Here is a 12,824-nt window from a genome sequence, read left to right as displayed (position 1 = left end):
CGTCCTCATGACGGGCAAATTCCGCTACACGCCGGCCGGATTATGGTCCGGCACCGGATCGTCCTGCGGTACGGGATGGGGCTGGTGCGGCGGCGGCTCGGGCACCGGGTCGTCGACCGGGGCCGGGTCCGGCGCGCGGTGGGCTTGGATAGCGGCACTGTGCATGATCTTCCTCCAGGGTGGCTGGCGATGTGCTTCCATTCTACGCCGCCCCGGACGCTTCCCTGCCCGATCTGATCACAATTTGATCTGGCCACCGCACGCGCCGCCCCCCGCCCTCACCTCAGGGCTCGGCGTGCTTGACGTACTTGTCCAGCCAGCGGTGCGTCTCATGCAGCATGTGCAGGATCGATTCGCGCGCCCGGTAGGCGTGCGCCTCGTTGGGCAGCATCACCAGCCGCGCCGTGCCGCCCAGCCCCTTGATGGCCTGGAACATGCGCTCGCTCTGCATGGGGAAGGTGCCGGGATTGCTGTCCTGCTCGCCGTGGATCAACAACATCGCGTCCTTGATCTTGTCGGCGTGGTTGAACGGCGACATGGCCTGGTACACCTCAGCCGCCTGCCAGAACGGCCGCTCCTCGGACTGGAAGCCGAACGGCGTGAGCGTGCGGTTGTAGGCGCCGCTGCGGGCGATCCCGGCCCGGAACAGGCGCGTGTGGGCCAGCAGGTTGCCCGTCATGAAGGCGCCGTAGGAATGACCGCCGATGGCGAGGCGGCGCCGGTCGGCCACGCCGCGCCGCACCACTTCCTCCACGGCCGCCTCGGCGTCGGCCACCAGCTGGGCCAGATAGCTGTCGTTCGGTTCCGCCTCGCCGCTGCCGATGATGGGGAACGAGGGATTGTCCAGCACCGCATAACCGACGGCCAGGAAGGCCGCCGGCCCCCAATAGCTGACGGCGTTGAAGCGGTATGGCGAACCCGTGGTCTGGCTGGCCGCGCTGGCCGACTTGAATTCGTGCGGATAGGCCCACATCAGCATCGGCAAGGGACCGTCGCGCGAGGCCAGGTAACCGGGCGGCAGCATCAGGGTTGCCGTCAGCTCGACGCCATCGTTGCGGCAGTAGCGGATCTGCTCCTTCTGCACATCCTTGAGTTCGGGCGTGGGATGGGGGAAGCTGGTCAGCGCGCGCAGCTGGTCTTGCGGCGGCAGGCGCAGGTCGCGCACGTAGTAATTGGGCCGCTCGGTGGGCGATTCGCGCGTGGTCAACAGCAGCGTGCCCTCCTCGTTCAGCACCGCCGCCACGTTTTCGTAATACGGCGCGGCGCTCTGGAACAGGCGCTCCTTCTTGCGCGTGGTCAGGCTCAGGCGGTCGATGAAGGGGCGGTCGCCTTCCGGCGTGGCGCCGGCGCCGTCGAGCAGGATGGTGGTTTCCGGGCCGATCACGAGGCGGGGGAAGCCGCTGGCGTCGGCCCGCATCACGGGCGCGCCGGGGCTGCTGTAGCGGTCCTCGTAGGAGCCTTCATAAATCAGTTCCGGCGCCAGCGCGGGATGGTCGGGCGCGATCATCCACTGGCGCACGGCGCGCGTCTTGTGCCACCGTTCGTTGAGCAGGGCCACGTCGCCGCGGCCCCAGGCGATGCCGCCGTAGCGCATGGCCAGCCGCGCCAGCACCTGGGGCGCGCCGTGGAATGGCGCCGCGTGCAGGTACAGCACGTCCCGGTGCTCGACGTGGCGGGCCGGGTCACCGCCGTCCTGGGCCTCCGCCCACAGCAGCGACGCGGGCGCGTCGGCGCGCCAGGACACATGGCGCACACCGGCCGACACGGCGTCGTTCCCCGGCGGCAGGCCTTCTTCCAGCGGCAGCATGGCCACCGTGTGCAGCAGCCTGGCGTTCATGTCGCGCACTTCGATCCGCTCGCCGAAGCTCGATGCCGGCACCAGGTAGGAATAGGGCCGCATGATGCTCTGGGTGAGCAGGTACTGGCCGCCCGGCGCGACCGACACGCGCGAGTACTGGTCCGGCTCACCGAGCAGGCGCACCGCGCCCTGCAGGTCGGTGTGGGCCAGCTGCACCGTGACGTAGTGCTCGAACAGGCGGGCGTCGTCCTCGCTGCGCAGCAGGTCCTGGTAGGTGCGCAGCTGGCGCACGGCGCCTTCGGCATCGCTGTCGAGCTGCACGGGGCCGGCGGGGACGGAGTGGACGGCCGGCGCCTTGCCCATGCCGTCCGGACGCAGCTGCAGCAGCAGGCCGCTGCTGTCGGGCAGCCATGAAAAGCCGCGGCTCAACACGGCCGACAGGGGCCGGCTCACCAGGCGCCGGGCGCGGCGGGCCGCGATGTCGATCAGCCATAGCTGGACTTCACCGCGCTCGCCCTTGTAGGCCACGTGGCTGAAGGCCAGGTGGCGCTGGTCCGGCGCCCAGCTCAGGTCAGCCACCCGCAAGGCGCGCGGCAGGCCGCCGATGCGACTCTCCTTGCCGCTGGCGATGTCGAGCAGGGTCAGGTCGGTGCCGTAGGCGAAGCGGCTGGCGGCGCAGGTGCGGGGATTGATGCGCAGGCCGGCCAGCTTCAGTTCCGGCTGCGCCACTTCCTCGATGCCGGGCAGCGGCGGCGTCTGCACCATGGCCGCCAAGTCGCGCCGGGGGCTCAGGCTCAGGGCCGGGGCGCGCGCCGCGTCCACGATCGCCTGCAGCGCGGGCGCCGGCAGCTGGTAGCGGCCATCCTGCGCGCCGCTGCGGGGCGAGGCGGCCATCAGGCCCATGCCCGGCGGCAGGGGCGGAATCAATGTACTCATGTGGGTGACAATCTGTGTGGATGCGACGGTCGCCCCATATTGCTGTTACCCCATGGGAAAGTCAATGCACCGCCGATCTGGCTTACAATCGCGGTGCGCAGCGCGTTGCTGCGGTTGACACGGCCGGCGACGGCCCCTGGAATGCTGATATGGAAATTACGACGATCATCCTGCTGTTGCTGGTGCCCCTGCTGGTGTGGCGCATCTACTCCCGCCTGAAAGCGGCCATGGGCCGCACCCAGTCCATCCTGTGGCGCCACTATGCCGTCGTGCTGCTGCTGGCGGCGCTGGTGGGCGGGCTGGCCGCCAAGGTGATCGACAGCCCGCTGGCGCTGGGCGCGCTGGTGCTGGGCCTGGCCGGCGGCATCGCCCTGGGCTACCGTAACAAGGCGCTGAGCCTGCTGGAAAACACGCCCCAGGGCTTTTTCTACACGCCCAACCTGCGCCTGGGCGTGCTGGTGTCCATGCTGTTCATCGCCCGCCTGCTGTACCGCGGCTTCGAACTGTATCTGCAGATGCACAACGGCACCGCGCTGGCGCCGGAGGAATTCCACCGCAATCCGCTGACGGTGCTGCCGTTCTGCCTGCTGGCCGGCTTCTTCGGCAGCTACCATTTGTTGCTGGCGCGCTGGCAACGGGGCCAGCAGCCCGTCCCGCGCGGCCCGCTGGACCGCCCGCTGTAACGGTTTTCGCTGCGCCCGATTGGCTCCGGCGGTACTATCATTGATACTGGAAAGCTGTAATTTGATGGTATGCTTCATGTATCCATGAGGCAACTTTATTTCCCGAAAAGAAATCCATGCAAATTTACACCAGTCGATGAAGACGTCCATCTACGACAAGACCGCCAAAGGGCGCGAGGAAATCGCCACCCGGCGCTACCAGCTGGCGCCGCGCCTGCGCACGCTGCTGGTGCTGGTCGATGGCCGCCGGCCCGAGGATGAGCTGTTGCGCAACGTGGCCGGCCTGGGCCTGACGGCCGACGCCATGCAGGAGCTGCTGCGCGAGCAGTTCATCGTCCTGTCGACCAGTTACAACACGATCGAGGCGCCGCTGGTGGACGCCGAGGAGATAACGGCCGTGCCCGCGCCGGCCATCGCCGCCTCCATGCCGGCCATGGCGCAGGCCGCGCCGCCCGTCATGCCGGCCCCGCCTCCCGTGCGACCGGTCGCTGCGGCGCCTGGCGTCGCGCCGGTTGCCGCGACCAAGGCCCAGCAATTCCAGGCACTGTACGATTTCTACAACAAGACCATCAAGAGCACGATAGGCTTGCGCGGCTTCACCTTGCAGCTGAAGGTGGAAAAAGCGGCCTGCGTGGAAGACTTCCGCGAACTGCGGCGCCCCTACCTGGAGGCGGTATTGAAAGCCAAGGGCGGCGAGATCGCCGAACGCCTGGGCGCACAGCTCGACGAGCTGCTGGGCGAGCGCACCGACGACGACCTGGTACATCCCCGCACCTGACAGCAAAAAAAACCGGGGGCAGTCCATCTGCCCCCGGTTGTTGGCGCCGTCAGGCTGCCTTGGCGGCGTCGCCGGCGCGGCGCTGCAGCACGAAGATCGGTTGCGCCCACTCCGTGTCCTTCTTCTTCTTGCTGGTGATGAGCGTCAGCTCCGAGGGGTCGTAGACGTCCGTGTTGTGCGTCAGCGGCGTCGTCATCAGGTATTGCGCCTCGGTGTTCTTGAGGAACTCGCCGACCAGCTGGATGTTGCGGATGTCCAGGTGGGCGAACGGTTCGTCGATGAACACGAAGCCGCCGGAACCGTCTTCCGACTTCAGCAAGCCTATCAGCAGCACCAGCGATTTCATCACCTGCTGGCCGCCGGACGCTTCGCCGTCGTTCATGCCGATCGGACCCTTGCCGTCGAACTTGAAGCGCACGTGCAGGCCAGCCTGGGCCAGCTGGGTGTCGTCGTTCTCCAGCCGCACCGGGTCGGCATGCACTTCGATGCCGGCCAGTTCGCCCAGCTCCTTGATGTTCTTGCTGTAGGTCTTGATGGTGTAGCGCAGCCGCTCGATGTAGGCGCCGCGTGCATTGCCCGTCGCTTCGATGGCGCGGTTGTTCTGGTAGCGGCGTTCCTCCGTTTCCGACTGGCGCCCATGCAGCTGCTCGTTGAGGCGCTGGTACTGGTCGATGACGGTGGCGTCCAGCTCCCAGTCGCTGCGGGCCAGGCTCGCTTCCAGGCTGTGGATGCGCAGCGCGACCTGGTGCGAGTTCTGGTGCTCGGCCACCAGGCGCGCACGGCGCGCCGGACGGCGCCAGCTCTTGGGCAGGTGGCGCCAGGCGCGGCGCAGCGCCAGCAGCGCGCGGGCGTGGTCGCCGCGCTGCTCGATCTGGCGCTTGTTGTTCAGGCGCAGGCCCGCTTCCGCCTCGGACAGGGCGAAGCGCGCGTTCTGCCATACGGTGTCGGTGCGGGTGCGCTGCACGGTGGCGTCCTTGATCAGCGTCTGCAGCTCGCCCAGGCGGGTGCCCACTTCCAGCCGCTCTTCCTTGAGCGGCACGGCGTTGCGCGCGGCCTCGTCGAATTCGGCCTGGCGCGCGGCCAGTTCCTTGGCCGCGTCCACGCCGGCGATGCGGGCCTTGAGCGCGCCCACTTCCGAGGCCAGCTTGCTGATGGCCAGCGTGAGCGCGTCTTCCTGCGCCTCCAGCGCCGGCAGCGCCTTCTGGATCGCTTCCATGCGCTGGGTACGGCCCGCGGAGCCGAAGCGGTAGCGCGACGCTTCCACGAACAGCGAGCGGCCGCCGCGGCGTTCGCGGTGGTAGGCCTCGGGCGTGATCCATTCCTCGTCCTTGCCCAGCTTGAAGCCGTCGTCCACCGTGTCGACGCGCTCGATGCGCGACAGCTGGTCCACCAGCCAGGCCGGCACCGGCGCCGAGAACTTCACCACCGACAGCAGACTGTCGTCCTTGATGCCGGGCGCCGTGACCAGTTCGGGCACGATGAAGTGGCGATAGCGCTCCTTCTCCGCCAGGCGGTAGGCGGCCGGCGCGTCCTTGGCCTTGTCGAGCAGCACGACGGAGGCATAGCCGCCCAGCACACCCTCGACGGCGCCCTGCCAGCGCGCGTCCGTCACTTCCACGATATCGGACAGCATGGCGTGGCCGATGCCGGCGTCGCGCAGCGCACGGCGCATGCCGCGCACCGCTTCCGGTTCCGGCATGGCGGTCTTGCCCTGCAGCGCGGCGATGGTGGCCAGTTCGCCCGCGATGCGGGCCGACAGCGCCTCGCGCGATTGCTTCTGGCGCGCCAGTTCCGCTTCCTTTTCCTCCAGCTGCTGCGCCACTTCGGCAATGTCGCTGCCGGAGTCGGCGGCCAGCTTCTGCAGGCGGGCCTTTTGCTCCAGCAGGCTGTCGAGCGGTTTCAACTTGCCGTTGATCTGGCTCAGGCGGCTCTGCAGCGCAGTCGATTCCTGCTCCAGCACCGTCTCATGCTGCTGCGCTTCCGTCAGCGCCTTGGCCTGCGCGGCCAGTGCATTGCGCTTGTCCGTCAGCTGCTGGTCGGCCTGCGCCAGCGGCTTGCGGGCGTCGCGCAGCTGGCGGCTGATGTTGCCGTGCTTTTCGCGCGCTTCGTGGTATTCCAGCGTCGGCAGCACTTCTTCCTGCAGGTTGCGGCGTTCCTTGTTCAGGTCTTCCCACTGGTGGTAGTTGGCCACGCGCAGGCGCAAGCCTTCCAGGTTGGTCTTCGACGCTTCCAGCTCCGTCTCGAAGCGCTTCAGTTCCTGCTCCGTGTCGCGCTGGTGGCGCTTGGCCTCGTCGTAGGCGTCCAGCACTTCCTTGTCGCCGAACACCTGGAACACCAGGTCGAGCAGCTGGCGCGGCGCGTATTCGCACAGCTTGTCCGTCTCGCCCTGCTCCAGCGCCAGCACCTTGGCCATGGCCGGCGACAGGCCGGCGTTGGCCAGGCGCTTGCGGTAGTTTTCCACACCCAGCCAGTCGTTGGCATCGGTGATGTCCTCGATTTGCACATTCCCGGGACGCATCAGGTACTGGCGCTTCCAGTCGCCGCCGTTCTTCTGGATCTGGCAGAACAGCGTCACCTCGTCGTCGCTGAAGAAGCCGGAGCTGCGGAACGGGCGGTTCGACAGCTGCTTGCCCACGTTCTTGTTGTCGACCACGGCGCGCAGCCAGGCCGTCTGCTGGCCGGAGTGGCGCGCGTAGTGCTTGTAGGTGCGGCCCATCGAGCAATCGAGGCCGAACAGGGTGCGCAGCGCGTCGAGCAGCGTGGTCTTGCCGGAGCCGTTCTGGCCGGCGATGGTGATGATCTTGGCGTCGAGCGGGATGTTCTTGATGCGCTGCCAGTAGTCCCAGTGCACCAGTTCGAGTGATTTGATGTGAAACATGGATTAATCCCTGGCTGGAGTGTCGTCGGACGGCGCGGCGGCGGCATGATCGCCCCCGGCTGCGCCATCGTGGGCGGCGTCTGGTTCGACGGCATGTTCTTCGGCGGATGCGCCGGTGGGCAGCACCTCGCGGTGGATGGCGGCCGGCACGTCGAAGGCCGGTACGTCGAAGGCCGGCACCTCGAACGCCGGCACCTCGTCATCCGCCACGTCGGCCGGCGGCTCGCCGGCGGCGGCATCGGCGTGGGTATCGGCGGCGGCGGCCGGCGGCGCGCGGCGCGGCACGGGGATGATCTGGGCCGGGGCGCGCTTGAACACGTCGGCCAGCGCGCCGTTGATGATGCGTTCCTTGAGCAGGTCGGTGTCCATCATCAGGTCCAGCAGCGGGCCTTCGACGATCACGTCGCCGCGCCGCTCGATGAAGCCCAGCTTGGCCAGGATGCCCAGGTTCATGTCGAGCCGGGTCTTCTTGCCCAGCTTGTCGCCGAAGTCGGCCAGCAGCGCCTTGTAGGCGATGCCGATCGAGGTGTCTTCGGCGCGCGGCAGCGGTTTCTCCACGCCGAACATGTCGTTCTGGTCGTCCTCGGCGTGCTGGTGGGTTTCCTGGCGCTCGCGCTTGGGCAGGATGATCTGCGCCCACAGCACCACCAGCAGGGCCACGCCGTCGCGCGACAGGCCGAAGTTATTGTTCTGCCAGACGTCGCGCGCGCCGAAGATCTTGGGCTCGATGGCGCGCGTGAGGGCCAGCGTGACGTGGTCGGCATAGACGTTGTCGAGCAGCTTGAGGCCGGTGGCCAGCAGGCGCGTGTCGATCTCGGCGCGGAACAGTTCGTCCGACAGCACGCGCTTGACCAGCTTGTCGTCGCGGCGCAGGGTTTGGTGCGTCAGCAGGCGCGCGATCAGGATTTGTGCATCGTCATTCATCGGTCTTGTCGCCTTGCGGATCGAGGGAGAGGGAGAGCGTGGCGAGCGACATGGCCGCCACGTGCAGGTCGGGCAGTTCGACCATTTCGTCGGAGGGCGTGAAGGTCACGGGCAGGCGGGCCAGTTCGGCCGTGGCGCCCTGCAGGCTGGCCTCGGAGGCGTCGCCCAGCAGCGGCAGCAGCGAGGCGCGGTAGGAGGCCACGGCAAAGCTGGCCGGCAGCAGCGAGTCCTGGATCGGAATCGATTTCGGAGCTTCCTCCGCGATGCTGGGGAAATTGCCCAGCGCCGCGAAGTCGGACAGGCGCGCCAGCCAGTCATCGAGTTCTTTTTGCATGGCGGGTGTGTCGTTGATGGTAGTGGGTGCATCCTGGCCGGTCGGCAGGCCGCCCGGCGCCACGCCGGACACGCGGTCCGACAGCAGCTCCGTCTCGGCCACGTCGATCATTTCGGCCGGCGTGATAAACAGCGGCACGACCGGCTGGTCGATGGCGCCTTCGGCCAGCGAGGCCAGGTCTTCATGTTGCAGCAGCCAGCGCTTGATGTCGGTGGTCGACAGGCCGGACTGGCCCAGGTGCACGCGCTGGCGTTCGATCTGGTTCAGGGCGCGCGAGAACATGCCCTGCATGTTGAGCAGCGCGCTCTGGGCGCGGCCGATGGCCTGGGCCGCCTTGTGGGTGGCGCCGTCGGCGTTTTCATCGGCCGTGATGGCGCGCAGGATCTCGGAGCCCTTCTCGACCCAGTCGCAGGCCATGTGCCACTTGGCTTGCGAGGCGCGCAGGCGGAATTCGGAACCGGAGGCGATGGCGTCGGCAAATTCCTCGGTCAGCTCGACCAGGCGGCCCAGCAGGTGCTGCAGCTGCTCGACGGTGACGCCGCCCACGGCCTGGGCCCCGGCCACCTGCGACAGCAGGAAGCCCATTTCCGCCTCGTCCTCGTTCTGGCCCAGCGCCAGCAGGCCGTCGATGGCCGACAGCACGTTGCGGGCCATGGGCGTGACGCGGTACACGGCTTGCTGGGCGTCCCAGGCCAAGAGCTGGTTTGAGCGCAGGCGCATCAGCACCGTTTCCAGGCTTTCCGGCAGCAGGTAGGCCAGGCGGGTATTGATGTCGGCGCGCGAGAAGGCCGACGTGGCCGTGTCGGACGCCAGTTCGCGCAGCACCAGCAGCCGCACCAGCACGCCGTCGAAGCCGCCGTGGAACAGGGCCGTAAACACTTGCAGCAGCGGTTGCGCGCGCTTCAGGTGGTAGACCTGCTCGATCTCGTCGGCCGATATATTGGGCTGGAAATGGGCTTGCAGCGTATCCTGGTGCTCTTGCTCGGTGATCGGTGCTTCCGCAGCCGCAGCTGCACTTGCCATTATTTCTATCATTCTGTGCCATTCTCGATGATGATTAAGATGACAACAGAAACCGCCCTCGCGGGGGCCGTCATCTTCATCGCGGGGGCGTCAGTATATCAGGCACGGCCATCGGTCAGGCTGGAGTGCGGAGCGGCTGGGCCGATATATTTCCCGGCCCGGGGCGCGGGCCTGATGGGCGGCGCGGACCAGGGATTTAACGGTGGGTGAACAGCGCGCTCGTCATGGCTGTTCCTCGCCACGGTTCTCCAGGCGCGCGCGGGAACGGACTATGGCCTCGTGCAGTTTTTGCTGCAGCAGTGACTTGGGCGGCAACTGGGTGAAATACTCGGCGACATGGATGCCGCTGGCACCCAGCTCCAGCAGTTCGATCTGCTCCTGCTTCTTGCCGCTGCACAGGATGATGCCCAGCGGCGACGCCTCGCCAGGCTCCTGCTCGTATTTGGCCAGCCAGCGCAGGTACAGCTCCATCTGGCCCTTGTCAGCGGCCTTGAAATCATCCAGCTTCAAGTCGATGGCCACGAGCCGCTTCAGGCGGCGGTTATAGAACAGCAGGTCGATATAGAAATCATCGTTGTCGAGCTGGATGCGTTTTTGCCTTGCGACGAAGGTAAAACCTGCGCCCAGCTCCAGCAGGAATTGCTCCAGCTCGCGCAAGATCGCGTCTTCCAGATCCTTTTCCACATAGCGATCCTGCAAGCCGAGAAAATCGAGAATATAGGGGTCTTTGAGTACCAGCGCAGGGCTGATCGTGCCACCTTGCCGCAAATTGGCCAGTTCGGCCAAGAGCAGCTCTTCCGGCTGACGCGAGAGCGCCGTCCGTTCAAACAACATGGAATCCAACCTCTCCTGCAGGACGCGAGTGCTCCAGTGCTCTTGCTGGCACATTTGCAAGTAGAAGTCGCGCTTGAGTGGATCGTCGATATAAATCAGCGTCTTGATATGCGTCCAGCTCAATTGTCTCCGCACTGCGGAGACAATGTCCTGATCCGGAAAGACTTCGACAAAGCGCAACATATGACGCAGGTTCTTGCTGGAAAACCCCCGTCCAAAATCCGCTTCCAATTGCCGTGCCAGCATGGAAACAATCTGTTCGCCATATCCCGCGCGTTCGCCCCGCAGCACCTCGTCGCGGATGCGCTGACCAATCTGCCAATACAACAGGGTCAGCGCACTGTTGACGACGCGTGCCAGTTCCCTGCGGCTGCTCTCGATAAGTTGCCGAATGTCACTGACCAATGCTGCCGGCGCCGCCGGCATGGCTGGGGGATGGATAGAGGGCATGCCGTCACCTTGTTCAAGAAGTGATGTGCCGGCACGTCGGCCAGTTGGCGGCTCTTTCTCAGGCCCGCGACGGCATGATTATTTTACAAGAGTTTTGATCTTGTCCAGCGTCTGATCGACAAAATCGCCGTCCGCATCGGCGAAGCGAATACGGACCGGATACCAGTCCAGCGACGGCGCCAGCCACAGGTCCACCTGCTGGCCCTGGGCGTCCGGCGGCGGCGCCTTGACCAGGTGCAGCGCGTTGACCTCGCCCTGGCCCGTGTGCACCGTCTCATGGTTGACCACCTTGAACACCCAAGGTTCCGCATCGCGCGAACCGGCCACGAAATAGGCCCACTCCGTGCCCGGCTTGAAACGCTCCGGGTTGGCCCGGGCCTGGGCCAGCAGCTGCCACGGGGCGCTGGTGCGGTCCTGTTCGCCGCCCTTGAGCGGGTAGCTGTCGTCGCCGTCCGAGAACACGATGGTCTTGCTGTCGCGCTTGAAAGTGGTGGTGCTGGGGTCCTTGCGGAAGCGCTTCTGGTAGAACGTGGACGGCGCCAGGCCGTACTCGTCGACCGCGCCTTCGCTGCGGTTTTCCAGGATCTTGCCGAAGATGACGGCGTGGCTTTCCGTGTTGATGCTGTACTTGCCCTCGCCCGTGTGCCAGGCCACGACGGCGTCGCCCGTGATGGGCAGGCTGCGCTGGCGCGCCTGGATGGTGTAGCGCAGCTCCGCCGACGGCGGCAGGCTGTAGGCGCGCCGCACGCTGGGGTGTTCGCTGGCGGCGGAGGCCCCGGCGCCGGCCGCCTGGCCGCGCTGGGCGGCCTGCGCCGGCGCGGCCAGCGCGGCGGCGGCCAGCAGCAGGGCCGCCATGGTGTTCAATGTCGTCATAGTCATGTTCCCGATGTTGTCATGGTGATCTTGGAGACGGTCTGCGTGGTCAGCGCGCCGCTCGCTTCGGTGTTGCGGATCTGGACCGGATACCAGTAATGCGACGGCGCCAGCCACACGTCCAGCCGCGATGAATAGGTGCCCGGCTTGGGCGGGCGGGTCAGGTGCCAGGTCTGCAGCTTGCCCAGCGCCGTGTCCAGCTCCTCCTCGCCCACCAGCTGGAAGCGGAAGATGTTCGCTTCCTTGTCCTCGCCCACCAGGATGTCGACGTCGCTGCCGAACTGGTTGGGGTCGGCCCGGCCGATGGCGCCCAGCTGGAACGGCACCGTGGCCTTGTCCTGCGCCCCCACCAGCAGCGGATAGCTGCGTTCGGATGCGGAAAACGTGATGGTGCCGTCGTCACGGTTGAAATGGGTGGCCGTCTGGGACCGGCCGCGCCGCCTTTCCGTCGAGGTGACGGGCGCGATGCCGTAATCGTCGATGGCGCCGGCGCTGGTCAGCACCAGCAGGTTGATGCGGGTGATCAGCATGCTGATGCCCGCTTCCACCGACAAGGTGTAGTTGCTGCCGTCAGTATGCCATGCCATGGCCGCCACGCCCGTCCATTTGGTGCCGTCCGCGTCCACCCGGTGCACGTCGAGCGCAAAGTCGGCCGACGGCGGCAGGTTGACCTTGTAGCGCCGCATGCCCTGGCCTGGCGCCTGCACGGGCGGGGCCGGCGGCGCCTCGCTGGTCTGGGCGGTCGGGGCGGGCGCCGCGCCCGGCGTGGGTTGGGCGGCGCCGGCCTGGGGCTGGGCGGCCGCAGGCGCGCCGTCCGTCCCCGCCTGCGATGGGGCGGATGGGGCGGACAGGGCGCTGCTGTCGGACGCGCCGCTGTCGGCCATGGGCGGCGCCGGCTCGGCGGCCGGTTCCGCCGCCGGTGCGGGCGGTGGCGGTGAAGGCCGGCGGGCGGGCCTGGCGGCCGGCTTGGGCGCCGCAGCGTGCAGCGGCTGCAATTCCGGCAGCGGCGGCGCTGCGCGGTGCTGCGGCAGGGCCAGGTGCAGCTGGGCCGTGATGAGCGACGGCGGCGGCCGGCGGCGCGCCTCGCGCTGGCCCAATTGGGTGCCGACCCAGTCTATCGCCAGGTAGTGCAGCGCCACGGTGGCGGCGCCCAGCAGCAGCCAGCGGCGGCGTGGGCGGAGGTAAGTGGCGATCGTCATAACGCTAGTTTAACGTGTCCGGGCCCTCCTCCGCTGACAGCGCCGGCGCGCGGCCAGGCCACGGTGCGTCAAGCAGGAACAAGAATGTTGCCAAAACCTTTTGAACGGCATCCC

General features: G+C 67.3%; 9 protein-coding genes and 1 pseudogene. 2 read left to right on the top strand and 8 right to left on the bottom strand.

The features are described from left to right. Positions 1-24 precede the first annotated feature (24 nt). Entirely contained in the window at positions 25-165 is a 141-nt protein-coding gene (locus tag AC3WOS_RS09650) for a hypothetical protein (RefSeq protein WP_492715702.1), read from the bottom strand. 118 nt (positions 166-283) lie between these two features. After that, complete coding sequence (locus tag AC3WOS_RS09645) at positions 284-2,734, bottom strand: S9 family peptidase (protein ID WP_492715701.1); 2,451 nt, start codon at positions 2,732-2,734, stop codon at positions 284-286. A gap of 149 nt (positions 2,735-2,883) precedes the next feature. Here AC3WOS_RS09645 and AC3WOS_RS09640 point away from each other — a divergent pair, with 149 nt between their 5' ends. Both AC3WOS_RS09640 and AC3WOS_RS09635 read left to right on the top strand, forming a co-directional pair. Next, the gene (locus AC3WOS_RS09640) at positions 2,884-3,417 is read left to right on the top strand and encodes a CcdC protein domain-containing protein (protein WP_492715700.1); all 534 of its coding nucleotides are present in this window, start codon (positions 2,884-2,886) and stop codon (positions 3,415-3,417) included. Positions 3,418-3,553: 136 nt separating this feature from the next. Next, positions 3,554-4,195, top strand: a complete 642-nt coding sequence (locus AC3WOS_RS09635) for a hypothetical protein (protein WP_492715699.1) — start codon at positions 3,554-3,556, stop codon at positions 4,193-4,195. A gap of 49 nt (positions 4,196-4,244) precedes the next feature. On the opposite strand, the gene AC3WOS_RS09630 is transcribed toward AC3WOS_RS09635, so the two are convergent. From AC3WOS_RS09630 to AC3WOS_RS09605, 6 genes and pseudogenes are all read right to left on the bottom strand, one after another. After that, complete coding sequence (locus tag AC3WOS_RS09630) at positions 4,245-7,073, bottom strand: ATP-binding protein (RefSeq protein WP_492715698.1); 2,829 nt, start codon at positions 7,071-7,073, stop codon at positions 4,245-4,247. Between the two features lie 165 nt (positions 7,074-7,238). After that, positions 7,239-7,997 (bottom strand): annotated as a pseudogene (locus AC3WOS_RS09625) (hypothetical protein); the annotation flags it as partial. Beyond that, a complete protein-coding gene (locus AC3WOS_RS09620) occupies positions 7,990-9,354 on the bottom strand; it encodes a hypothetical protein (protein ID WP_492715697.1) in 1,365 nt (454 codons plus the stop codon). The pseudogene AC3WOS_RS09625 and the gene AC3WOS_RS09620, both read right to left, overlap by 8 nt. A 222-nt stretch (positions 9,355-9,576) precedes the next feature. Further along, positions 9,577-10,638: a PDDEXK nuclease domain-containing protein gene (locus tag AC3WOS_RS09615; RefSeq protein WP_492715696.1), complete on the bottom strand. Its 1,062-nt coding sequence runs from the start codon at positions 10,636-10,638 to the stop codon at positions 9,577-9,579. Between the two features lie 78 nt (positions 10,639-10,716). Further along, entirely contained in the window at positions 10,717-11,511 is a 795-nt protein-coding gene (locus AC3WOS_RS09610; RefSeq protein ID WP_492715695.1) for a DUF3108 domain-containing protein, read from the bottom strand. Between the two features lie 2 nt (positions 11,512-11,513). Continuing rightward, positions 11,514-12,710, bottom strand: a complete 1,197-nt coding sequence (locus AC3WOS_RS09605; protein WP_492715694.1) for a DUF3108 domain-containing protein — start codon at positions 12,708-12,710, stop codon at positions 11,514-11,516. Positions 12,711-12,824: the final 114 nt, after the last annotated feature.

The sequence above is a fragment of the Rugamonas sp. FW305-51 genome (genome assembly GCF_058786935.1).
This window is presented reverse-complemented; position numbering and strand designations above follow the sequence as displayed.

Coding starts and splice junctions, on each gene's coding strand:
- AC3WOS_RS09650 (WP_492715702.1), bottom strand. CDS start 165: ATGCACAGTGCCGCTATCCAAGCCCACCGCGCGCCGGACCCGGCCCCG.
- AC3WOS_RS09645 (WP_492715701.1), bottom strand. CDS start 2,734: ATGAGTACATTGATTCCGCCCCTGCCGCCGGGCATGGGCCTGATGGCC.
- AC3WOS_RS09640 (WP_492715700.1), top strand. CDS start 2,884: ATGGAAATTACGACGATCATCCTGCTGTTGCTGGTGCCCCTGCTGGTG.
- AC3WOS_RS09635 (WP_492715699.1), top strand. CDS start 3,554: ATGAAGACGTCCATCTACGACAAGACCGCCAAAGGGCGCGAGGAAATC.
- AC3WOS_RS09630 (WP_492715698.1), bottom strand. CDS start 7,073: ATGTTTCACATCAAATCACTCGAACTGGTGCACTGGGACTACTGGCAG.
- AC3WOS_RS09620 (WP_492715697.1), bottom strand. CDS start 9,354: ATGGCAAGTGCAGCTGCGGCTGCGGAAGCACCGATCACCGAGCAAGAG.
- AC3WOS_RS09615 (WP_492715696.1), bottom strand. CDS start 10,638: ATGCCCTCTATCCATCCCCCAGCCATGCCGGCGGCGCCGGCAGCATTG.
- AC3WOS_RS09610 (WP_492715695.1), bottom strand. CDS start 11,511: ATGACGACATTGAACACCATGGCGGCCCTGCTGCTGGCCGCCGCCGCG.
- AC3WOS_RS09605 (WP_492715694.1), bottom strand. CDS start 12,710: ATGACGATCGCCACTTACCTCCGCCCACGCCGCCGCTGGCTGCTGCTG.